20 protein-coding genes are annotated in these 21,486 nt (G+C 52.3%); 14 read left to right on the forward strand and 6 right to left on the reverse strand.

What is annotated here, in order from left to right:
* Positions 1 to 41 precede the first annotated feature (41 nt).
* The 7 genes from QSV34_RS02145 to QSV34_RS02175 all read left to right on the forward strand — a co-directional run bounded on the left by QSV34_RS02145 (position 42) and on the right by QSV34_RS02175 (position 4,377).
* Positions 42 to 407: a hypothetical protein gene (locus QSV34_RS02145; RefSeq protein ID WP_289151598.1), complete on the forward strand. Its 366-nt coding sequence runs from the start codon at positions 42 to 44 to the stop codon at positions 405 to 407.
* 85 nt (positions 408 to 492) lie between these two features.
* On the forward strand, positions 493 to 966 hold the full coding sequence (locus QSV34_RS02150) for a hypothetical protein (protein WP_289151599.1): 474 nt from the start codon (positions 493 to 495) through the stop codon (positions 964 to 966).
* A gap of 73 nt (positions 967 to 1,039) precedes the next feature.
* Positions 1,040 to 1,477, forward strand: coding sequence for a T6SS immunity protein Tdi1 domain-containing protein (locus tag QSV34_RS02155; protein WP_289151600.1), 438 nt, complete (start codon positions 1,040 to 1,042; stop codon positions 1,475 to 1,477).
* A gap of 119 nt (positions 1,478 to 1,596) precedes the next feature.
* Positions 1,597 to 2,337, forward strand: a complete 741-nt coding sequence (locus QSV34_RS02160; RefSeq protein WP_289151602.1) for a prefoldin domain-containing protein — start codon at positions 1,597 to 1,599, stop codon at positions 2,335 to 2,337.
* 73 nt (positions 2,338 to 2,410) lie between these two features.
* Entirely contained in the window at positions 2,411 to 3,070 is a 660-nt protein-coding gene (locus QSV34_RS02165) for a hypothetical protein (protein WP_289151604.1), read from the forward strand.
* A gap of 100 nt (positions 3,071 to 3,170) precedes the next feature.
* Complete coding sequence (locus QSV34_RS02170) at positions 3,171 to 3,479, forward strand: hypothetical protein (RefSeq protein WP_289151606.1); 309 nt, start codon at positions 3,171 to 3,173, stop codon at positions 3,477 to 3,479.
* A gap of 292 nt (positions 3,480 to 3,771) precedes the next feature.
* The gene (locus tag QSV34_RS02175) at positions 3,772 to 4,377 is read left to right on the forward strand and encodes a DUF1287 domain-containing protein (RefSeq protein ID WP_289151607.1); all 606 of its coding nucleotides are present in this window, start codon (positions 3,772 to 3,774) and stop codon (positions 4,375 to 4,377) included.
* 180 nt (positions 4,378 to 4,557) lie between these two features.
* Here QSV34_RS02175 and QSV34_RS02180 read toward each other — a convergent pair whose 3' ends face one another.
* The 3 genes from QSV34_RS02180 to QSV34_RS02190 form a co-directional block, all read right to left on the reverse strand.
* On the reverse strand, positions 4,558 to 5,628 hold the full coding sequence (locus QSV34_RS02180; RefSeq protein ID WP_289151609.1) for a 3-deoxy-7-phosphoheptulonate synthase: 1,071 nt from the start codon (positions 5,626 to 5,628) through the stop codon (positions 4,558 to 4,560).
* Positions 5,629 to 5,872: 244 nt separating this feature from the next.
* Entirely contained in the window at positions 5,873 to 9,286 is a 3,414-nt protein-coding gene (locus QSV34_RS02185) for a UvrD-helicase domain-containing protein (protein ID WP_289151610.1), read from the reverse strand.
* 294 nt (positions 9,287 to 9,580) lie between these two features.
* Entirely contained in the window at positions 9,581 to 12,313 is a 2,733-nt protein-coding gene (locus QSV34_RS02190; protein ID WP_289151612.1) for a PD-(D/E)XK nuclease family protein, read from the reverse strand.
* 99 nt (positions 12,314 to 12,412) lie between these two features.
* Between QSV34_RS02190 and QSV34_RS02195 the strand changes: the two genes are divergently transcribed.
* On the forward strand, positions 12,413 to 13,072 hold the full coding sequence (locus QSV34_RS02195) for an NUDIX hydrolase (RefSeq protein WP_289151614.1): 660 nt from the start codon (positions 12,413 to 12,415) through the stop codon (positions 13,070 to 13,072).
* Positions 13,073 to 13,077: 5 nt separating this feature from the next.
* Here the strand turns inward: QSV34_RS02195 and murI are convergent, their stop codons facing one another.
* On the reverse strand, positions 13,078 to 13,866 hold the full coding sequence (murI, locus tag QSV34_RS02200) for a glutamate racemase (protein WP_289151616.1): 789 nt from the start codon (positions 13,864 to 13,866) through the stop codon (positions 13,078 to 13,080).
* 39 nt (positions 13,867 to 13,905) lie between these two features.
* On the opposite strand from murI, the gene QSV34_RS02205 reads away from it, so the two are divergent.
* The 3 genes from QSV34_RS02205 to QSV34_RS02215 are packed head-to-tail and all read left to right on the forward strand — an operon-like array spanning position 13,906 to position 16,447.
* Positions 13,906 to 15,156, forward strand: coding sequence for a DNA recombination protein RmuC (locus tag QSV34_RS02205; protein ID WP_289151618.1), 1,251 nt, complete (start codon positions 13,906 to 13,908; stop codon positions 15,154 to 15,156).
* Positions 15,153 to 15,647: a DUF2489 domain-containing protein gene (locus tag QSV34_RS02210; RefSeq protein WP_289151620.1), complete on the forward strand. Its 495-nt coding sequence runs from the start codon at positions 15,153 to 15,155 to the stop codon at positions 15,645 to 15,647. The genes QSV34_RS02205 and QSV34_RS02210 overlap by 4 nt, the downstream gene beginning before the upstream one ends.
* 23 nt (positions 15,648 to 15,670) lie before the next feature.
* On the forward strand, positions 15,671 to 16,447 hold the full coding sequence (locus QSV34_RS02215) for a class II glutamine amidotransferase (protein ID WP_289151622.1): 777 nt from the start codon (positions 15,671 to 15,673) through the stop codon (positions 16,445 to 16,447).
* Between the two features lie 123 nt (positions 16,448 to 16,570).
* On the opposite strand, the gene QSV34_RS02220 is transcribed toward QSV34_RS02215, so the two are convergent.
* Positions 16,571 to 17,104: an RDD family protein gene (locus tag QSV34_RS02220; RefSeq protein ID WP_289151623.1), complete on the reverse strand. Its 534-nt coding sequence runs from the start codon at positions 17,102 to 17,104 to the stop codon at positions 16,571 to 16,573.
* A gap of 118 nt (positions 17,105 to 17,222) precedes the next feature.
* Complete coding sequence (locus QSV34_RS02225) at positions 17,223 to 18,896, reverse strand: formate--tetrahydrofolate ligase (protein ID WP_289151625.1); 1,674 nt, start codon at positions 18,894 to 18,896, stop codon at positions 17,223 to 17,225.
* A 99-nt stretch (positions 18,897 to 18,995) separates the two neighbouring features.
* On the opposite strand from QSV34_RS02225, the gene QSV34_RS02230 reads away from it, so the two are divergent.
* The 3 genes from QSV34_RS02230 to QSV34_RS02240 all read left to right on the forward strand — a co-directional run bounded on the left by QSV34_RS02230 (position 18,996) and on the right by QSV34_RS02240 (position 21,432).
* The gene (locus QSV34_RS02230; RefSeq protein ID WP_289151627.1) at positions 18,996 to 20,660 is read left to right on the forward strand and encodes an AMP-binding protein; all 1,665 of its coding nucleotides are present in this window, start codon (positions 18,996 to 18,998) and stop codon (positions 20,658 to 20,660) included.
* Between the two features lie 198 nt (positions 20,661 to 20,858).
* Positions 20,859 to 21,128, forward strand: coding sequence for a type II toxin-antitoxin system Phd/YefM family antitoxin (locus QSV34_RS02235; protein ID WP_289151629.1), 270 nt, complete (start codon positions 20,859 to 20,861; stop codon positions 21,126 to 21,128).
* Positions 21,115 to 21,432 carry a type II toxin-antitoxin system RelE/ParE family toxin gene (locus tag QSV34_RS02240; RefSeq protein WP_289151631.1) on the forward strand — a complete coding sequence of 106 codons (318 nt, stop codon included), beginning with the start codon at positions 21,115 to 21,117 and terminating at the stop codon, positions 21,430 to 21,432. Before QSV34_RS02235 ends, QSV34_RS02240 begins: the two co-directional genes overlap by 14 nt.
* Positions 21,433 to 21,486 lie beyond the last annotated feature (54 nt).

Here is a 21,486-nt window from a genome sequence, read left to right on the forward strand (position 1 = left end):
CGTCGCCCATGTTTGCGGCGTTATCCAAGAGAGAATGGAGCATGATTAAAAACGAGAAGGATTTTGCTGGCTGGATTGATAGTCAATTGGATGAGGCGCTTCCCGATCATATTATTGCTTTCAATATCAACATATATGAGTCCCCATTCAATATTGAACTAGTTGGCTCCAGTGAATTCGATCCGGATGATGAAGATTGGGCATGCAATGAAGATTGGGTTCCGAAAAATCGGTCAATATCAGTTTCTAATGCAATCTACGGTAGCTCATGGGAAGAGGCTCACAATAATATTCTTGCAATGGCTAAGCAGTATTTTCTATCGAGTTCGAAAAACACGCATAAGCTAAAGGCCGCAAAAGCTTTTGCTGTGGGCTTCGTCGACGGCAATCTTAGCTATGTGCAGTAAACAACTAACAAGCAAAGGCAGCATCGCCCTTCGGGCTGGACGCGCTAACGCGCGCCGCTGCTTTGGGCGTTACGTGTAGGTGAATATGGATAGATACGTAGATAAACAGGAGCATTTCGAAGATTTCAATAATCCATGTTTTGTCGTCTGTCCCAAATGTTCTGAATGTGCAAAAGTATCAATTATTCCTGGTGAGGAAAAAGGATGGTTTGCACCTAGGCAACTTGTTTGTTTAAAGTGTACTTATCGTGATACATGGGCAGATTCCTCCATTTCAAGACTTTGGAGAAGAGAGGGAAAAGATGACCATTTTAATCTCCCTCTATGGATTCAGGCTTCTTGCGGAAAGAATATGTTATTTGCTTACAACAAAGAGCATCTAAAATTTCTCGAGTCTTATGTAAGTGCCAATTTAAGGCAGAGAAGCAGAGATAAAGAGTATGGTTGGTCTAACAGGTCCTCAGCATCAAGATTACCTGAATGGGTTAAGTCTCGTAAAAACAGAGATCGAGTTTTAAAAACAATTAAAAAGTTATGGCTAATAGCAGGCAACACGTAACAAGTGCCGCCATAAAAAGGACGGCCAATAAATTGGCCGCCCATGCGGCAGAGCGTTATGCGAAAAGAGAGACATGAGCATACTTATCGAAATCAAAGAAGCTTGGGGTTGGGTTGGTATAGAGCCTCAAGAAGTCGTAATTGAGAATGAGTTTGGCAACTTAATCGTTAAAGATTTCGACGATAAGTTTTGGCGCTTGTGTCCAGAAGATGTCTACTGCGAGATCGTTGCCCAATCAATCGATGAGTATAATACCCTCATTAAGGATGAAGAGTTTCTCGAGGATTGGTTTATGTCAGCCATGGTCCAAGAGGCTGAGAGTGCACTTGGAAAACTTGAGTCAGGGTATAAATACCATATGGTAATCCCAGGTGTGTTAGGCGGCGAGTATGGCGGCTCAAATGTTAAGGTAGCACCGCTGTTAGAAATTATTCGGTTTTCTGGTGATCTCGGCAAGCAAATTGAAGAGCTTCCTGACGGGGCTCAAATTGAACTAAAGGTGGTGCCGTGAAATCGCATAACAAGTCAAAGCACGCGGACTTGGTAAAGCTGTCACCTTTTTTGTTCCAAAAAAGTCGCCAACTTCACCAATCCGGTGTTTGAGGCGTTAGGTGAATATACGAGAATCATATGGATATAGCAGTAGCATCAATAATAGAAGTCACAGGACTTGGTGTATTTATTTACTACCTATTCAGGTCATTATCCGCAAAAATAAATAGCTTAGAAGGTGTGATAAATGCACAAAAGCAAACGATTGATGTGATGGATAAGAGAATCGAAGAAACTGAAAAGGTTGGTGGTATATATAAAAATTTAATTTCTGATCTTCCAGAAGACATCGATAATTACAAAACCATCATTTCAAAAACGAAAGATGACGTAATTCTTGAGCTAAAAACAAAAAATGAAGAAGTTGAAGTAAAGCTCAAAGAAGCGAGGGAGATAATACAGAGATCAGGAGACCCAAAAGAAGAGGTAAATCTGCACTTGTCGGTCTTAAAGAACCTTCTTTCTGAACCTGCTCTTGAAGATAGTCATTTTAAGAAAGAGTACGATTTGAAAGCAATTGCTGAATTTGGAGGCAGGGCAATTGAGCAATCTATCGCAGGAATAGTGAAATCAAAGACCCTAGATGAATACTTCCATCTAATGGGATTTGACGTGACAATTACTGATGATGACTCAGTAATTAAAGAAATATTTAGTGATGAGCGAAAGCTTCCAAATGGTGAGCGCATTGAATCAGCAATGGTAAACCACTCTGTGAGTGGTGGCTGGCATATTTTGGCAAATAATAAAGCCTGGATAAATGATGTTCGCCTCAACGAGCTAAAAGATGAATTCAGTGCCATTAAGACTGTCACCTAACAAATAAAGGCAGCATAATCCTGCGGGCTGGACGCGCTAACGCGCGCCGCTGCTTTGGGCGTTAGGTTTAATCATGAAGCTGATCACATTAATTATAATAAGCTTACTCTTCACTCAATTCTCTCAAGGAAATGATATGTGGCCATTCGGGAAAAAGAAAATTTCAGTTGAAGAACAGCTTTCCAAAATACAAGAATGTGGAATCCATATGAACTCGGATTCCACGCTTGAAGATTTATTTATTTGGGAAGACCGCAGCGCGATTGAATCAGCCCCGTATAAGCCAATAATCGAAGCTCTTGCCTCTGAAATAGAGAGAGAACCATATAGCCCCATTAGTAACAACCTATGGATGTGCGACTACGAAAGAATTGAGGATCATGGAGCTTATATCGAAATAATTGAACGATTAGAGCTTATGACTAACGGAGCTCTTGACCTTACTAATATCTCTGACTATGTGGATGTAGAAGAAGGTACGGCTTGGGTTCAGTTTGAATTTAGAGGAAAACAAATAAAATGGGAAGCTACGGTCGATAATGATTGGCTAGACCCATACATAATCGTTAAATATGATGAGCTACTAAAGAGTTTGGGTGCTGATATCAGAATATACTCAAACCATACAGATTATGGTCAGGTAGCATTTTTTGCTGCGTTCTCATCAGCTGAGTTTCAATGTTATAAGAAGTTGAGCCCAATAAAACTGGAACTAATCGAAAACCAAACCTAACAAGGTGCTCAAATTCGTTCCGGCGCTACGCGCCTCCACCGGACAGTCAAAGCTCCGCTTTGCCTGCCGTTTAGTACGGCGTTAACTGCTTTAGGAAATCATGAATCTATATACCGTAACAATAGGTTTTGAAGATCGTACAAGAGCAATAATGCAAGTAGAAGGAAACAATGAAATTGAAGCCTTAAATCGAGCTATTCGCGAAACAGAGGCTTTGGAAAATCACGATAGAGCTGCTATCGAAGAAACTCTTACTGAATTTCTCCGTATTACGCACTTGGCAATGGGGTACAAGGGTGTTTGGCTTTGGCATCATGTAAATTTCGATAATGAAGCCGTCGAAGATATTTATGGCGGTACTATTGTGCAAACTGATAGAAGCGGTGCCATTCGTGAAGCAAGCAGTTAACAAGGCGCTAAAGCAAGGACGCGCAAAAGACGCGCGCCGCTTAGCTTGGCGTTATGTGTAAACAATGAATACTGAGCAGATACAAAAGAAGCTAGACGACCTCAATATTGAGGACAGATTAAAACTGCTGTTCCCAAAGGTGTTGAGCACAAACCCTTTGCTCAAAGCACATGTAAAGTCATGCTTGTGGAGCCCAAAGGGGTTGTCAATACAGGTGATGCAGGTGGGCAGTTAACCGCTGATAATGACGTGTGGATTTAGCCCGGTTGTGCTTTTTTATGAATACAGTTCTATGAATAAAATGCTGCTTGTTTCCGCCTTTTTTCTGATCCAGCCTTGCTTCGCTGACAGTTTTCAGCAGGATATGGTATCCGCCGCCATGGATCGCACCAAACAGCATGTTATCTACGACGGTTCCTACCGCGCTATCTCATACCCAAACGGCGATGTGCCGGCAAATATTGGTGTTTGTACGGATGTGGTGATTCGCTGTTATCGCGCTCTGGGAGTAGATTTGCAGGTTTTAGTGCACGAGGATATGGTCACCAATTTTGCCGCTTATCCGTCGAAGCGCATTTGGGGATTGAATAAAACCGATAAAAATATCGACCACCGACGGGTGCCCAATCTGCAAACTTTTTTTGAGCGGCACGGAGAGGTGTTGCCAGTAACGGAAAAGGCAGAAGATTACGCTCCGGGGGATTTGGTGACCTGGGTGTTGCCCGGCAATCTGCCCCATATTGGCATTGTCACCGATCGGCTATCGAAAACCAGTGGGACGCCGCTGATTGTTCACAATATTGGCTCCGGGCCGAGCCTGGACGATATGCTGTTTGCCTACGAGATTACCGGCCACTACCGCTATGTGCCGGAGGGGCATCTTTCAGAAAGTGAGTAGGCCTTCGGCCGCTTAGTCATCTCCGCGCAGGCGGGGATCCATTGTGAATATGGCACTAAAGCCAGAAAATACGGTGGTCTATGGATGCCCGCCTTCGCGGGCATGACGGTAGAAAGAATGTCCCGGGCAGTAGTACGCTTTCGCAGGGATGACGATACTTTTGATTTTAAAATGCAAGGGCTACTGGTTTTTATTACGCTCAGCCAGCGCACCTTTAATCTTATCCCGCATATCCATCAGCGATTTTTCCGTGGTTTCCCAGCCAATGCACTTGTCGGTAATGGAAACGCCGTAGGCCATATCCGGGCCGGCTTTTTGGTTGCCTTCGTGCAGGTGGCTTTCCACCATAATGCCGATGATGGAGCTGTTGCCTTCGGCGATCTGGTTAGCGACATTGTCGATCACCAGTGGCTGCAACTCATGGTTCTTGTTGGAGTTGGCGTGGCTGCAATCCACCATGATGTTGGGGGTAACGCCTGCTTGCAGAAGTTCTCGCTCGCACATGGATACGCTCACCGAGTCGTAGTTGGGCTTGCCATTGCCGCCGCGCAGCACAACGTGGCCGTAGGGGTTGCCGGCGGTTTCGATAATCGCCACCTGGCCCTGGCCGTTGATGCCCAAAAAGCGGTGTGGTTTGGACGACGACTGAATGGCGTGGATGGCGATTTCCAGGCCACCGTCGGTGCCGTTCTTAAAGCCTACGGCGGAAGACAGGCCACTGGCCATTTCCCGGTGAGTTTGCGATTCCGTGGTGCGGGCGCCAATGGCGGACCAGCTGATCAAATCCTGCATGTACTGGGGGGAGATAGGGTCCAGTGCTTCTGTCGAGGTGGGCAGGCCCATTTCGGATACATCCATCAACAGCTTGCGGCCAATGCCCAGTCCGTCCTGAATCTTGAACGAGTCGTCCAGGTAAGGGTCGTTGATCAGGCCTTTCCAGCCCACGGTGGTGCGGGGCTTTTCAAAGTACACACGCATCACCAGCAGCAGGGTGTCGTCCACTTTGGCGGCCAGTTCTTTCAGGCGTTGGGCGTATTCCATGGCCGCATCCACGTCGTGGATGGAGCAGGGGCCAACCACCACCATCATGCGGTGATCCTTGCGGTCGAGTATATTCTGAATGTCCTGGCGGCCTTTGCTCACCACGGCAGCAGCGGCGTCGCTGAGCGGTAGTTGCTCTTTCAGTTGCCGGGGGGTGATCAGGGTCTCTTGTGAGGCAATACGCAGGTTGTCTAACAGCTGTGGCGACATGTCTTTTTTACATCCGTTGGTGCAGGTAATTTCAAAATAAGCAGGCAATACTAGGGAGACTGCGGGCTGCAGGGAAATAGCTAAAATTTATGATACTGGAATTTTTTGATGCCTATATTAATTGTGTCTCTTGAGGCTGTCATTGCTAACGCAGATGTAGGGTGGATTAGCTGCGAAGCAGCGTAATCCACCGCAAACTTTGTCGATGCAACAATCTGGTGGATTACGCTGACGCTAATCCACCCTACGGGTTGGTAGTGCCAAATGGTACTTCTACCCAATAGGGTACCAGCGGGAAGTACAGCGCCAGACGCACGGGCAGGTTTTCCATGGCCGCAAACAACTTGCCGTAGTGCTGCAGTTGCGCCTGGTAATGACTTATCTGCTGTTGGCTAAAGTCATTTAGATCCTGCCCGCCAGCCGGTTGCGCGCTTTTGTAGTCCACAATCCAGCGTTCGCCATCGGCAATAAAGGTGCGGTCCACCACTGCCATCTTGTGGTTGTTGTTGGCGTTGTAGCCCAGTGCCAGTTCGCACTGGTTGTCCTGGTGGCGGTTATTGAGTATCCACTGGCCGCGGTCGTCAGCCAGGGTGTTGTTGAGGGCGGCGCTCAACTGGTCGATGGCGGCAGGCAGTGCATCTTGCGGTACCCCCAGTTGTTGCAGTTGCACTCGCCAGAATCCCTGTTGTTGCTCAATGCGTGCCTGATTCCACTGCGCTGTACCTTCTGTCGCTACCTGTTGCAGGGTGCGATGCAGCACGGTGCCCACATGGCGGGCGCTGGGGTCTGGTTGTTCCGTTTCAGGATCCGCTTCATAGCCTTCAGCGCGGCCTCGGTAAGCCGCCAGCATGGAGTCGTTGTGATGTTGCTCAGGCTGCCAGCCGGGAGGCAGGCGGCTGAAATGGGTAAGGCTGGGAGTAGGTGATTCTTCTGCGGCCTGTTCTACGTGATGCAGTTGCACGGACTGTTCCAGCTCAGGCTCCAGTGCCATCCAAAGCGGTGCCAGCAGACTATTAATGGCCGGTGCTTTGTAGCCTTCTTTAGGATTGCTTTTCAGGTGGAACAGCAAATGCAGGTGCTTGATGGCGCGAGTGGCGCCCACGTAGATCACTCGGGCATTTTCCAGGCGGGTTTTCAGTTTGGCTTCCTGCTTCAAGTGTTCAAACAGCAAGTCGTCGCTGTCGCCGCTGGCCTGCAGTGGCCCCAAAAGCAATTGCGGCTGGCCGCTGTGGTCAATGCGCTCGCGCCACAACAGCATTTCGGTGTCGTTACCGGCGGTGGCTTTGTCGAGGCCGGGAATAATCACGGTGTCGAATTCCAGCCCCTTGGATTTGTGTATGGTCATCAGCTGCAATTGCGCGCTGCTGGTGGCTGGTGGTGTGGCGTACAAGTTGTCTACGGCTTGTGTAAAGGCCTGCCAGTCTTGCACTTCGCCTTCGCCGCTGTGTTCTTCCAGCAAGTCGAAGTAGCGGCGCACATGTTGCAGGTCACCGCTATCCAGCAGAGCCGCAGGCCCACCCAGAGCCAGCCAAATCCCTTCCAGCCAGGTGCGCAGGGGTTTGCGGCCACGCTGTTGCAAGCCTGCCAGTAAGGGCGGCACTGTACGGCTGAGTATGTCGCGGCCTTCCTCAGATAGCCCCTGCAAGTGCTGCCAGTGCATCAGTTGGCCCAGCAGCAGCGGGAAGTACTCCCCTTGGGTGATGGGGTTGGCGTCGCAGGTTTCTGTGGCCAGGCACTCAATATCTGCCAGCTGAAGGCCACACCAGGGGGCGCGCAGAATTGCCAGCCAGGCAATGCGGTCTGCCGGTGACAGCAGTGCTTTGGTGAGGCTGTGAACGTCAATCACCGCCATTTTGGTGGCCAGCGGTTCGATGTCGATGGCCTGCCAGGTCAACCCCGCCTGGTAGAGCGCGGGCAGGATATCCCGCAAATGGCTGCGGCCGCGCACCAGTACGGCGATGGAGCCGTTTGGGTCTGCGCTTTGGGCGCTGTGGATTTTCTCAACCACCAGCTGTGCTTCCTGCTGTCGGCTGTCGGCGTCGACAATGGCGTCGATGGTGACTGCATCCCCCGGTAGTGATTCTTTAAACCCCACCGCATCGCTGTAGCGCACCGCACCGCGACCGATGTCGTCCCGCTGGGGGAAGGCGCGGCGAAACAGCTGGTTGACCCATTCCACCAGGTTGTTTTGGGAACGGAAGTTGACGCTCAGGTCCAAAGGTTGCAGCTGAATATCGCCAATGGGATGGCGTCGGGCTTCCAGAAACAGGCCCACGTTGGCACTGCGGAATCCGTACAGGGATTGCATGCCGTCGCCGACGATAAACAGACTTCGCCCATCATCCTGTTGCCAGCCAGCGGTAAGGCGGCGCAGCAGTTGCATCTGGCTGCTGGAAGTATCCTGAAATTCGTCCACCAGAATATGGCGAATGCGGTAGTCCAGGCGCAGGGCGGTATCGCTGGGGTTGTCTTCTGTACCCAATGCACGCAGTGCGGCCAGGGTGATTTCGGTAAAGTCGCAGGCGTTGTTGCGCAAAAACACCAGGCTCAGGCGGGCGCTCAGTTGTGGCAACAGCTCGGTGAGCGCCTGCAGCACTTGCCATTGCTTTTGCGGGTAGTGGGGGTAAGGCAGGGTGAGTATGTCTTGCAGGGTTTCCAGCAGGCCATCCTGCTGCTGTAGTTCGCCAATCAGTGCCAGCAGTTGTTCCTTGCGCTCTTTGGGTTCGCCTTTGCCAGCCGGGAAGCCACTGCGCACATCGATGGTTTTGCGCCATTCGCCTTTGGCGGTGAACAGCAGCCCCAGAAGCACTTGCCAGATATAACCATTGTCGCTGTCAGCCGGTGGCAGTTCGCAGATGCCTTGCAGCTGGCACAGAGGGTGGTCCGGGTTGCTGTTGGCCAGATTATTGGCCGCGTAGTCCAGTAATTGAGCCAGCTCACTGGCGTATGGCTGCAGTTGTTGCTGTGCTTGCTGCAGGGTTTCGGCAATGGTTTGCTGCAGTTGTTGTTCCAGGTAGGGGCGGGCGTCGCGCACGGAGAGGATATGACTGAGCCACTGCTCGCGTTTGGCCAGCAATCCGGACAGCAGGTTTTCCAGCCGTGGCATGTTGTTGTCCAGATGGCGCAGCAGGGTAGCCAGGGCGTTTGCCGTGCTTTCAGGAGCCGAATTTTCCAGTTCTTTCAGTAACTCGCGGACAGCCTCTTGGTAAAGCGCCTGAGGGTTGTCACTGGGCTGGGGCAGTTCGCCCAGGCCGTTTTCCAGTACCAGCTGCCGCGCCAGGTTGCGGCACAGACCGTCGATGGTCTGGATGCGCAGTCGGCTGGTGGCGGTGAGCAGTTGCCAGTTGTGTTCGGCATCTTTTTCCAACACCTTGCGGGCCAGCTCCCAGGTTTGTCGCTGGTAGCCGTTATCCGGTGCACTGGGTGATTGCGCCAATTGCAGTGCTTCCACAATGCGGTGACGCATTTCTGCGGCGGCTTTGCGAGTAAAGGTAATGGCGAGAACTTCTTCCGGGTGCTGGCAACCCGCCAACAAGGTGAGTACCCGCTGGGTGAGCAGGCCGGTTTTGCCGGAACCGGCGGGCGCCGCCACCGCAAATGAACGGTTGGGGTCGAGGGCTTGTTGGCGCTGTTGGTGGTCGGCGGGTTGGCTAGTCATTATTGTGTACGGTGATTTGGCGCGTTCGGGGTGGCTTTTCAAAACACGCCGTGCATACGTCCCTGTAGGCTCGACAGCAGCATCCATGCTGCTGACGGTTTTGAAAAGCCACCCCAAACACGCCTCGTAATCTAGGGTGGATCCCCGAAGGAGTGGTTCCGGTAGTGCTTGCTGTGACACTGTCTGAGGCCGTCATTGCGAGGAGCGCAGCGACGCGGCAATCTCCAAGCCTTGGTGTATTGGCCAGGAGATCGCCGCAGTCGCTTCGCTCCTTCGCGATGACGGTATTAAAAATCACGTTTTGCTTTCCAATTTTCGACTGATTTCCGCCTGCTCTGGCCAACGGTTCAGTGGTAACAGTTCACCCTGATAATAAAAAGCCTGTGGATGATATGGGGTGACTTCCGCTTCGCCATTTCGATAGCTGGTGGCCAGTTGGGTTAGGGAATCGTGCCACTGTTCTAGTAGTTCCTGCCAGCTTTCTGGCAGTGGTTGGCGGGGTGGTTTGTAGTTTGGAATCAGTTCCGGGTTGTCGGTGAGGCCCACCATGGCCTGTTTATCCGCATTGATAATGCCAAAGCTGATGGCGCTGGGAGCTTCGTCCTGTAACAGGGCGTAGAGGGGCAGTTGGGGTTCGCTGGGACGTTCTCCCAGCCAGCCGTTGATGGTGGCGTTGCCTGTTTTGTAATCGATCAGCAGGGTTTCGTCATTGTCGCTGCGGTCGATGCGATCAATTCGCAGGGTCAGCGGCAGGTCGGCGAATGTCTGTTCAATCTCTGCTTCCCTGGCGACTACGGTAAAATCGGGGCGCTGTTTTTCCATATCCAGCCATTTGTGCAACAGTTTGGTCAGGCGCTCTTGTTCCAGTTCAAAGTAGCGCTGCCCCAGCTCTGGTTTGCGTTGTTGCCAGCGGCGCAGAATGGGGCGGCAGTGGTGCTGGATCAGTTCATCGAGCTGTTCGCTTTCCATGGCCAACAGGGCACTTTGGCTTTGCAATTGCTGCCAAATGCTGTCCAGCAAGTCGTGGAGAATGATGCCGCGCTCTGCCGATGACAATCCCACTGTGGGTTCCATCGGCTCCAGAGCGCCCAGCCGCCAGCGGGCAAAGGCGTTGAACGGGCACACTGCCTGGTCTTTTAGCAGGCCGCTGCCGCCGCGTACCGGTGTGTTGGCGGTATCCAGAGGAGGTGGGTTTTCCAGGGCGACCAGCTCAATCTGGGGCTCTTTGGCTGGTTGCTGCTGCGAGGTGAACACTGCGTTGGGAATATGGGCGATCAGCCCGCTGGCAGACAGGGCGACGTCGCCATCGAATTGACTGTGGCTGAACAACAGCTTAGCGGCACGGCTCTGGTAGGTAACCAGTAGTTTTTGAGCCAGCTCTAATTCCCGTTCAGCGCTGGCTCTGGGCATATTGTGCTGGCGTTGCAGAGCAATGGGCAGCAGTGGGTTGGGTTCTGGTGGTGGCGGCCACTGACGGTCGTCCATGGCCATCATCCACAGGTGGTCAAAGCGCAACCCGGCCCCTTCCAAAAGGCCGAGAATTTGCAGCGGCGAATCTTCGGTCTGGGCCTGGAAGGGGGTTTTCTGGGCCAGTTGTTCCAGTTGCCCCAAGGCTTGGGGCAAATTCATGTCCGGGGAAACTAGCTGCAGTGAGGCGTACTGATCCAGCAGTTGTTGCCAGTGCTCCATTTGCTGGAATTCGGTGCTGTCCAAGGCGCGGCTACCGGGCCAACCGAGGGTTTCCAGCTGGGCGCAGAACAGGGTGCGCCAATGGCTTTGCTTGCCGCGTTTTGGGGCTTCCCGGCGCAGGGTTTCAAGTTGGTTTAACAAGTTGGACGTTGGACGTTGGACGTTGGACGAGGTGCCACTGTCTGAATCCTCTGCGGAATTTTCCTTCGTCGAACATCCAACATCGAACGTCAAACTGCTTGCCACTTGATTCCAACACTCACGAAATTCCACCCCGCTGGGTTCGGCTTTTGCCCAGCTTCTCAGCTGTTTTTCCACTTGCGCCCGCAGGGGGATTTCCTCTGGCCAGTTTCCCCAAAAAGGCGAGTTCAGCAGCTGGCAATAATCGTCCAGGGGTTGGTGGGGCAGATTGAGCTTCAGCAGTTGCAGGGCTGAGGCCACCAGCGGTGTGTTGCCCAGCGGGGTTGCCGTGGAGATGTTGAAAGGGGCGGTATAGCGGGGGACGTTGGGGTGGCTGTAGCCGGATTCAAACTGCTGGCGAAATACCCGCTCCACCTGTTGGCGGCGGCTGGGTAGATCGGGAATTATAATGCCGACCCGGCTGTGAGGTTCTGTGGTGAGTTTTTCGTGTGCCCAGACGGCGGCCTGTTGCAGTTCCTGCTGGGGGTCGTTAAAGCGGGTTTGTTGGCTGCGGTCTTGGGTGTTTTCGGGCCACTGAAATTCCCGCAATTCTCTACCGGCTGCCTGTAGCAATTGGCGGTACAGCGGCGCCAGGGTTTGAAAATCCACCAGCAGGATGCGCTGGCAGGGCTGCAGCTGGCCGTCTGCGTAAGCAGTTTTCAAACGGCCCAGACGCTGGTTGGCGGTAATGGCGTTGAGGGATTGCAAGTGCTGTTGCAGGGTTTGGCGCCAGCGCAGTAGCAGGTTGATTCCCGGTTCCGGGTGGCGTTCCAGTTCGGCGTCGTCAATGCACCACAGCTGCAGGCTCTGCAGAGCGTCACGGGCACTTTTGGCCAAACCGGTGGCGTTGAGCAGCGGGGGCTTTTCATCATCGGCTGCGATGATCTGTTCCCACAACAGCAGCTCCTGGGGGTTGCTGAGCACCAGACAATCCGCCTGCGGATGGGCAGCGGCCACCAGCTGTTGCCACTGTTCGCTCAGCCAGTTTTCAATGGCGTAGATGTTAGGCGCGCGCCATGCCTGCTTACCCTGTTTTTGCTGATGTTGCCCCCAGGCGTCCAGCATCTTGCTGGCGAGGCGATTATTAGGCGTCAGGATCAGACTTCCTGATTCTATGTCGGCCAGCAGTGGTTGGATGTCGAACAGGGGCTTGAGCATGGAGTTAATCGGGTGTTGTGGACAGTCCGTGTGTGAGAGCGAATAATCGCACAACCCATAAGCTCATCAAAGCGAATCCGCTATTTACAGGCAACAGCCATGAGAGATTTTAAACCCGTCCCCGCTATTCCTTCTGCCAGCTTGATTTTGCTGCGGGACTCCGCCGATGGTTTGCAGGTATTGGTGGCCCGCCGCAATCCCGAACTGCGTATGGCGGGTAATTTTTGGGTATTTCCCGGTGGCGCTCTTGAGGAAGCAGATGTTGAGACAGCTGAAAAAATTGATATGGCGGATGAATTGCTGCCTTTTCGCTTGAATGCGCTGCGGGAAACTCAGGAAGAAATTGCCATTGATATCGAATCGGCTGATTCTCTTGTCTATTTTTCTCATTGGATTGCTCCAGATCAGATGGCCATGCGTTTCGATACCCGTTTTTTTGCTGTGGCCATGCCCACAGGTCAGCAGCCACAGGTGGATGGCAGCGAACTGGTGGAGCATCGCTGGATAACCCCCAGGGATTTGGTGGCAAAAGCCCACAGTGGTGAATTTTTGCTGATGTTTCCCACCATGATGAATGCCCACCGCCTGATGGCTTTTGGCTCGGTCGATGAGGTGTTGGCAGACGCTGCGCGGCAAACGGTTGAGCCGGTGAAGCCGGTGTTGTCATTTCGCGATGGCAAGGGCGTGGCCCATGTGCCGGCGGAGGTGGGTTTTGGGATTACTGAGTGGGAGTTTACTTATCCGATTAAAACGGTTTAAGGGCTTTAAATTTCGACAACGTCCGTTTCCACACAACCATATTGTTTCAACCCGGCAACCAATGCCGCTGGTTGGGGCGCGGTGAACAGCGCCAGGCTGTGTGGTTGTGGTGGCAATTCATCGGGTAACTGCCCCAGTAACGACAGTACCCGGCGGGCGATGGCTGCGCCGGAGTCTACCCATTTAATATGCCGTTCTGCCGCTTTGCTCAATTCTTCCCGCAGCAACGGAAAGTGAGTGCAGGCCAGTACGATGGTGTCCAGACGTGGCTCTGCTAAAAAAGGCGCCAGAATAGTTTTTAACGCGTTGTTATCTGGTGTTTCACCGCGCAGTTTTTGCTCTGCCAATTCCACCAGTTCTGCGGAGCCCACAGCCACAACCTGGCAGTGGCTGGCAAAGTCGTCGATCAGCTTTTGTGTGTATGGCCTTTGCACAGTGCCCGGTGTGGCCAGTAAGCCGATGCATTTGCTGGTGCTTAGCATAGCGGCAGGTTTGATTGCTGGCACCACCCCTACGATTGGGCGCTGGAAGTTTGCGCGAATTCTCGGCAGCACCAGGGTGCTGGCGCTGTTGCAGGCTACCACGATAATGTCTGGATCAAGTCGGTGAATTAGCGCGCTCAAGGCCATTTCCACCCGCTCAATCAGGTTTATCTCAGGCTTGGTTCCGTAAGGGAACGCGGCATTATCACAGGCGAAAACCAGTTGGCATTTAGGCAGGGTGTGGCGCAGTTCCGCTAGAATGCTGAGGCCGCCGACGCCGGAATCGAAAACCAGGATTTTGGGTGCGCTCATCGGTACCCGTTGCCTCGGTCAGGCTGGTAGAATGCCGGCATGATTGAATCCATTGAAATTGATTGGCTGATTATATCTCTGCTGGCACTGGTTGTGGGTGTGCTGGCCGGGTATTTGAGCGCTCGCCACAAAGCCAACCGGGCCGAGCAGGCAGCAGCGGTGGAGATTGCCGCACTGCAGGAACGCTTGCAGGCCAACGCCACGCGTTACGAGGAGCGTCTGGCGGAGTTAAAAGCGGCGCGTCAGTCACTGGGCCAGGAGTTTGAAAACCTTGCCAACCGCATCTTTGATGCCAAGCAGGAGAAGTTTTCCCTGCAGAGCAAACAGACCCTGGAACACAGCCTGGGGCCGGTGCGTGAGGAACTAAAGAGCTTTCGCAAAAAGGTAGAGGACGTTTACGACAAGGAAAACGCCGACCGCAATCGCCTGGTAGGCCAGATTACCGAACTACAGAAACAGGCACAGCAGATCAGCCAGGGGGCGGAAAACCTCACCAACGCTTTGAAAGGCGAAAGCAAGGTGCAAGGCAACTGGGGTGAAGTGGTGCTGGAACGGCTGCTGGAAGAATCCGGCTTGCGCCAGGGTCGGGAATACCAGACTCAGGCGTCGTTCACCGACAACGACGGCAAGCGCAAAATGCCCGATGTGATTGTGCGCCTGCCGGATGAGCGCGATATCGTGATCGATTCCAAAGTGTCGCTCACCGACTACGAACGTTATTGCAGTGCCGAACAAGATGACCAGCGTCAGCAGCATCTCAAGGCCCACATCAATTCCCTGCGTGCCCATATTACCGGTTTGTCGCGCAAGGGCTACGAACAGCTGGAAGAAATTCGCACCCTGGACTTTGTGCTGATTTTTGTGCCGATTGAAGCGGCTTTTATGGTGGCTCTGGAAAATGACCACAGCTTGTTTCGCGATGCCTACGACAAGGGCATTATTCTGGTGAGCCCAAGCACACTGCTGGCCACCTTGCGTACCATTCACAATATCTGGCGCTTTGAAGACCAGAACCGTAATGCGGAAAAAATTGCCAAACAGGCGGGTGGTTTGTACGACCAGTTTGTGTTGCTGATTGAGGCGTTTAACGACGTGGGCAAACACCTGGAACGCAGCCAACTGGCCTGGGATACCGCCAGCAAGCGGCTGCACAGTGGCCGTGGCAATCTGATAAAGCGTGTCGAAGACATCAAAGTGCTGGGCGCCAAAGCGAAAAAACAGATCGCCAAAGAAGCGCTGAAAAAAGCTCAGGACGAAGCGGAAAATTTGCAAATTTCGGAAGAGAAATGACAACGATTTTTTGGATTATCGCTGCGCTTGTTATTGTTGGCCTGGCTGGCTACGCACTGCACCTTGCGCTGCGCTTGCGCAGTCGCGACAGGCAACGGGCCCAATGGCGCACTGAAGTAGAGCAGATGGTTAGCGAACGCAGTGACAAGATTCGCAATAGCATTCAAGTAATTGCTGCCGCCATGATTGAAGAGCAAATGAGCATCAGTGAGTGTGTGATTCGCCTCAGTGCCCTGCTGCACCAACTGGGGCCAGTAGCGGCGGAGGAGCGCTATCAAAGCCTGCACCGGGCAGCGGGAGAGTTGGAGCATATTCCCATTCTCGACGACTGGAAAAAACTCAAATTCCGCCAGCAGATGAAACACATGCAAGAGATGCAGGTGGTGGAAGACAAGTATGGGGATTTTGTTATTGATATCTGCCGTACTATTCAGAAAAATGGCATAGATACGCCAGCCAAAAAAGAAGCGGTTGGCCACTATCAACCCTAATCTACGGATTAATAGGCAAAACCATGTGTGAATTGTTGGGCATGTCCACCGACCAACCCACTGATATTTGCTTCAGCTTTACCGAGTTGATGAAGCGCGGTGGCGATGCAGGCCCGCATCGTGATGGTTGGGGGATCGCCTTTTACGATAACCTGGGGGTGCGTTCGTTTCTCGACCCGGAACCCAGCCACTGTTCAAAAATTGCCGACTTTGTCTGCTCGTACCCCATTCGCAGCTGCAATGTGATCGGCCATATTCGCCAGGCCAATGCGGGCAAGGTGAGCCTGGCCAACACCCACCCGTTTATTCGTGAGATGTGGGGGCGCAACTGGGTATTTGCCCACAATGGTCAGTTTAAAAGCGTGAAAAAATGGCCCTTGGGGCGTTTTACGCCGGTAGGCACAACTGACTCTGAACACGCCTTTTGCTGGCTGATGAAAATGATCGATGAGGAGTTTTCAGAGATTCCCAAACGTCCCAATCGCTTGCATACAAAACTCAAGGAATGGTGTGATTTGCTGCGCGAGCAGGGAGTCTGTAATTTGATATTCAGCGATTCCCGCTATACCTATGCTTACTGCTCTACCAAACTGTGCTGGCACACCCGACGGCCTCCCTTTGCCGAAGCAACCCTGAAAGACGCCGATATCACATTGGATTTTAAACTTAAAGATACCCAGGTAACTGCTGGCACCGTAATAGCCACCGAACCGCTAACGGCCAATGAGGAATGGAATAAAATGGTGCCGGGGGAATTTATTGCGTTTAAGAAAGGGGAGGTTTTTCGGAGGATTGTTTAAATCAGTTGCGGGCTTCTGGCTGCGAGCGACGGGTAAAAAAAACCGTCATTCCCGCGAAGGCGGGAATCCACCATTTCCGGATTTATTGGAAATGGATCCCCGCCTTCGCGGGGATGACGTGGGTTAGTCGACCGCTGGTGGTTGGTATTGCACTACTTTGGTTTTTGCCATTAGATCATGCACGCAGCGTTTGTCTTGCCGGAAAATAAAAAGGGCATCTACTACCAAAAAGAAGTTAAACAATGCACCGATTGTTTGAGGTATAAAAAACCTTATACCTACTGACTGGCTTGGCTTCAGTATTTTGCTGGATTCGAAGTCGACTACTTGAATTTTCAGTGCCAGCTTGCCAATTGTTTGCCCTTTGGTCTTCATTAAATAAAAATTACAGCCCATCCAGCAGGCCATGCCAATTAAAACTGCAATAATATTGTTTATCAGACTTTCTTCCTCAAAAGCGGTTAAAACCCAATCACCACCAAATGATGAGGCTACGAAAACGATTACAAAGACTAAGGCTATAAGAATAATGGAGTCCAAAATACTCGCTGCTAGACGACTCCAACGCGATGCCAGTTCGACGCCCCCAGATACCAGTGCACCTTCGTCAACCAACTCCGCTTCCGGCGCTTTATAAATATTTTCTTTTTCTTCCATTTCTATTCCCTGTCTGGTGGCTGCTTGTCATTCTGAGCACAGCGAAGAATCTCTGTGCTCAGGATATGACAATTACGCCCGATCTGCTCGTAGCCAGAAGCTCGTCGCTCGCAGCTTCTTAAAACAATCCCTCAATCTCTCCGCTGTCATTGACGAAAATATTATTCGCTGCGGGTACCCGTGGCAGGCCGGGCATGCGCATGATATCACCACAAATGGCCACCAGGAATTCCGCACCGGCTGACAGCGCCAGTTCCCGTATCGGCACTACGTGGTTGCTGGGAGCGCCCATCAGTTTGGGATCGGTGGAAAAACTGTATTGGGTTTTTGCCATACAGATGGGGAAGTGGCCGTAGCCTGCTTCCTGGTACTGCTTGTACTGGTCACGAATTTTCTTGTCGGCGGTGATGTCGTCGGCACCGTAGATGGAACGGGCGATATGACGGGTTTTCTCCCATAAGGTCATGTCGTCATCGTACAGGGTACGGAACTGGGACTGGCTGTTTTCGGTCATTTCGACAACAGCATTTGCCAATGCTTCAGCACCAGCGCCGCCATCGGCCCAGTGTTTGGATACGTAGGCTTTGGCACCTTTGCGCGCCACATATTCTTCAATCGCTGCTACTTCTGCATCGCTATCGCCGGTGAAGTGGTTAACGCACACCGCCACGGGTACGCCAAACTGGCCTACATTGCGAATATGGCGGCCCAGGTTTTTCAGACCCTTCTGTACCGCTTCAACGTTTTCGCCAGCCAGGTCATCTTTGGCCACACCGCCGTGCATTTTCAGGGCGCGCACAGTGGCAACAATAACCGCAGCATCCGGTTTCAGCCCGGCTTTGCGGCATTTGATGTCGAAGAATTTTTCTGCCCCCAGATCAGCGCCAAAACCCGCTTCCGTCACCACGTAATCCGATAGTTTAAGAGCGGTTTTGGTGGCGATTGCGCTGTTGCAACCATGGGCGATATTGGCAAACGGGCCACCGTGGATAAAGGCGGGGTTGTTTTCCAGGGTTTGCACCAGGTTGGGTTGCAAAGCGTCTTTTAGCAGGGCGGTCATGGCACCGGGCGCTGACATTTGTGCAGCGGTAATGGGTTGTTTGTCGCGGGTATAACCGACAACGATTTTGCCCAGCCGCTGCTGCAGATCTTCCAGGTCTGTGGCCAGACAGAAAATAGCCATAATTTCCGATGCAACGGTAATGTCAAAACCGCCTTCCATAGGGAAACCATTGCCGGGGCCGCCCACGCCGGTCATCACATGGCGCAACTGGCGGTCATTCATGTCCACCACCCGGCGCCAGGTGACGCGGCGCAAGTCCAGGCGTAGGTCGTTGCCCCAGTGTATGTAGTTGTCCACCAGTGCAGACAACAGGTTGTGGGCAGCACCGATGGCGTGCATATCGCCGGTAAAGTGGAGGTTGATGTCCTCCATGGGAACCACTTGTGAGTAGCCGCCGCCAGCGGCGCCGCCTTTCATGCCAAAGCAGGGGCCCAGGCTGGGTTCGCGAATACAAATACTGGCATTTTTGCCGATACGGTTGAGTGCATCGCCCAGACCAATGGTGGTGGTTGTTTTGCCTTCTCCGGCGGGAGTGGGGCTGATGGCGGTGACCAGAATCAGCTTGCCGTCGGGGCGCTCTTTCAGCGAATTGATGTAATCCAGGCCAATTTTGGCTTTGGTATGGCCGTAGGGCACCAGGCTTTCAGCGGGAATTCCCAGCTTGGCGCCAATCTCCATAATGGGCTGCATATTTGCTTTGCGAGCGATATCGATATCGGTATTTGCCATGGTTTTTTACCCTAGTGAAATTTTTACAGTTGTGGTCGGTCTTATAAGCGAGCTATGGTAACGAAAAATAATCAGAATACATTTATCTCGGTACAAGTTATGTCTGTACAACAAGCGATTGATGCAGCGCGGGAGCGTTTTGAAATTCCCGCCAACTTACCGGAACGCATTCCTGCCACCATTGTGGAGGTGCTACGACAAGGTGTTAAAACGGCGCCAAAGGCACCGGCTTTCAGTGCTCTGGGCGGCACGCTCAGCTATCGCAAGCTGGATAAACTCTCTGATAATTTTGCCAGTTACCTGCAACACCACACAGCGCTTAAGCCCGGTGACCGTTTGGCGATACAACTGCCTAACCTGCTGCAATATCCAGTTGTGGTGTTTGGTGCCCTCAAAGCGGGAATGGTGTTGGTCAATACCAACCCCCTCTACACGCCCAGAGAGCTGGAAAAGCAACTGATGGATTCCGGTGCCCGTGCGCTGGTAGTGCTGGACAGTCTGCTACACAACTCTCTGGAAGCATTGCCCAAAACCGACGTGGGCTTGATTATTTCCACCTCTGCAGTGGATATGCTGCCGCCTGCCAAGGGCGTTTTGATGGGGGCTGCCATCAAATTACTGGGTAAAGGGCGCAAAGTGGCGCGCCAAGACAACGAGGTTGCTCTGCTGAAAGCACTGGCTCAAGGAGGCAAGCAAGCCCGTACAAAAGTGGATATTCAGCCGGAAACCCTGGCACTGCTGCAATACACTGGTGGCACCACGGGTGTGGCCAAGGGGGCGGAGCTAACCCACCGCAATATGATGGCCAATACCATCCAGATTCTGGGCATCCTCAAAGGCGGCGGCCTGAAAGTGGGTAAAGAGATAATTATTGCGCCGCTGCCGCTGTATCATATCTTCGCGTTTATGGGCAGTATGGTGCTGATGCTCTACCTTCGTGGCCATGTGCATCTGATACCCGACCCGCGCAATTTGCCCTCTATGATCAAAGTGCTGCGCAACAGCCGCTTCAGCATTTTCTTTGGTTTGAATACCTTGTTTGCCGGATTGATGCGCCACAAGGATTTTCCAAAAGTGGATTGCTCCGCCCTGAAATTAACCATTTCCGGTGGCATGGCACTGACCGATGTGGTTGCCGAGCAGTGGCAGCAAATGACCGGCTGCACCATCACTGAAGGCTATGGCCTGACGGAAACCTCGCCGGTGGTGTCGGTAAATATCCCTGGACATGAGGTGCTGGGTACCATCGGTGTCGCGGTGCCTGGAACCGAAGTGCGCATTGTCAGTGAGGGAATGGATCAGCCGCTCAACGAAGGTGGTGAACTGTGGGTACGCGGGCCGCAGGTGATGCGCGGCTACTGGAACAGCCCTGAGGAAACTGCTGAGTGCCTCGATGGCGAAGGCTGGTTGCGTACCGGTGATATTGCCAGCGTCGATGACAATGGCCTGCTGCGTATCCTCGATCGTATGAAGGATATGATCATTGTCTCCGGTTTTAACGTCTATCCCAATGAAATTGAAAACGTGCTCAACAGCCACCCGGATGTACAGGAAAGCGCCGCTATCGGTATTCCTGATGATGACAGCGGCGAGGCCATTAAAGTGTTTGCGGTAATTACCGATCCAGAACTCACTGCTGACAAACTCAAAGACTGGTGCCGGGAGCAACTTACCGGCTACAAAGTGCCTCAGCAATTTGAATTTTGCGAGGACTTGCCCAAGTCCAATGTGGGGAAGGTTTTGAGGGCGAAATTGCGAACCTGAAAGTGCGTGCCAGGCGTAGATCGGGTGGCGCCATCTGTGACTCGCTGTAAATACTTCCATGTACGCTCGTCGCCAGCATGCCTGCTGGCGGCGGTCACTGATGGCACCGCCCGATCTGCGCCCCTTGATCTCTGCTAATTAATTGACAATAAAGCCATTCGAGCTATTATGGCCTTATTAAAATAAGGCAGGTGCACTATGCAAACAGTCAATTCTGTAGACGCCAAAAATTCATTTGGCAAGGTCGTAATGAAAGCCCAATCAGAGCCCGTTTGCATCAGCAAAAACGGACAGGCAGTGGCTGTGATGATGTCCATGGATGAGTACGAGAGTATCCAGTCACTTCGTGAACAACTTTTGCACCAGAGGCTTGATAAAGCACTTGATGATGTGCAAGCGGGCCGTGTCCGGGATGGGCTTGAGGTTCATGAAGACATGAGGAAGAAATATTTCAATGGCCAGGTTTGAGTATGCTCAATCGGCCATTGATGATCTCGATATGATTTTGGGCTACACCGCAGGGGAGTGGGGTGTGGCAAAAGCTGAAAAATATCTGAACGGACTAGAAAAACAGGCGCAACTGCTTGCTGAAATGCCGACACTCGGCAAAATTTATCCTCCCTACAAAGAACAAAAATTAAGAGTTTTCCCGTTTGAAAAGCACCTGATCTATTATCTGGAAACAGACTATGGGGTGACTTTGTTACACCTTACCCACAATCGTATGGATCAACTCCGCCATCTTTCCAATATTGGCAACGATAACCTGTAGGGCGGATTAGCCGCAGGCGTAAGCCGCCAATCGAATCCATAGAATACCGCAATT

Source organism: Porticoccus sp. W117 (genome assembly GCF_030341905.1).
GTDB lineage: Bacteria > Pseudomonadota > Gammaproteobacteria > Pseudomonadales > Porticoccaceae > SCSIO-12696.

Excerpts from the sequence above, each read along its gene's own strand:
- QSV34_RS02215 (WP_289151622.1), top strand. The coding sequence starts at position 15,671 with ATGTGTGAATTGTTGGGCATGTCCACCGACCAACCCACTGATATTTGC.
- murI (WP_289151616.1), bottom strand. The coding sequence starts at position 13,866 with ATGAGCGCACCCAAAATCCTGGTTTTCGATTCCGGCGTCGGCGGCCTC.
- QSV34_RS02210 (WP_289151620.1), top strand. The coding sequence starts at position 15,153 with ATGACAACGATTTTTTGGATTATCGCTGCGCTTGTTATTGTTGGCCTG.
- QSV34_RS02225 (WP_289151625.1), bottom strand. The coding sequence starts at position 18,896 with ATGGCAAATACCGATATCGATATCGCTCGCAAAGCAAATATGCAGCCC.
- QSV34_RS02190 (WP_289151612.1), bottom strand. The coding sequence starts at position 12,313 with ATGCTCAAGCCCCTGTTCGACATCCAACCACTGCTGGCCGACATAGAA.
- QSV34_RS02230 (WP_289151627.1), top strand. The coding sequence starts at position 18,996 with ATGTCTGTACAACAAGCGATTGATGCAGCGCGGGAGCGTTTTGAAATT.
- QSV34_RS02195 (WP_289151614.1), top strand. The coding sequence starts at position 12,413 with ATGAGAGATTTTAAACCCGTCCCCGCTATTCCTTCTGCCAGCTTGATT.
- QSV34_RS02170 (WP_289151606.1), top strand. The coding sequence starts at position 3,171 with ATGAATCTATATACCGTAACAATAGGTTTTGAAGATCGTACAAGAGCA.
- QSV34_RS02165 (WP_289151604.1), top strand. The coding sequence starts at position 2,411 with ATGAAGCTGATCACATTAATTATAATAAGCTTACTCTTCACTCAATTC.
- QSV34_RS02155 (WP_289151600.1), top strand. The coding sequence starts at position 1,040 with ATGAGCATACTTATCGAAATCAAAGAAGCTTGGGGTTGGGTTGGTATA.
- QSV34_RS02145 (WP_289151598.1), top strand. The coding sequence starts at position 42 with ATGATTAAAAACGAGAAGGATTTTGCTGGCTGGATTGATAGTCAATTG.
- QSV34_RS02160 (WP_289151602.1), top strand. The coding sequence starts at position 1,597 with ATGGATATAGCAGTAGCATCAATAATAGAAGTCACAGGACTTGGTGTA.
- QSV34_RS02205 (WP_289151618.1), top strand. The coding sequence starts at position 13,906 with ATGATTGAATCCATTGAAATTGATTGGCTGATTATATCTCTGCTGGCA.
- QSV34_RS02185 (WP_289151610.1), bottom strand. The coding sequence starts at position 9,286 with ATGACTAGCCAACCCGCCGACCACCAACAGCGCCAACAAGCCCTCGAC.
- QSV34_RS02235 (WP_289151629.1), top strand. The coding sequence starts at position 20,859 with ATGCAAACAGTCAATTCTGTAGACGCCAAAAATTCATTTGGCAAGGTC.
- QSV34_RS02150 (WP_289151599.1), top strand. The coding sequence starts at position 493 with ATGGATAGATACGTAGATAAACAGGAGCATTTCGAAGATTTCAATAAT.
- QSV34_RS02220 (WP_289151623.1), bottom strand. The coding sequence starts at position 17,104 with ATGGAAGAAAAAGAAAATATTTATAAAGCGCCGGAAGCGGAGTTGGTT.
- QSV34_RS02240 (WP_289151631.1), top strand. The coding sequence starts at position 21,115 with ATGGCCAGGTTTGAGTATGCTCAATCGGCCATTGATGATCTCGATATG.
- QSV34_RS02180 (WP_289151609.1), bottom strand. The coding sequence starts at position 5,628 with ATGTCGCCACAGCTGTTAGACAACCTGCGTATTGCCTCACAAGAGACC.
- QSV34_RS02175 (WP_289151607.1), top strand. The coding sequence starts at position 3,772 with ATGAATAAAATGCTGCTTGTTTCCGCCTTTTTTCTGATCCAGCCTTGC.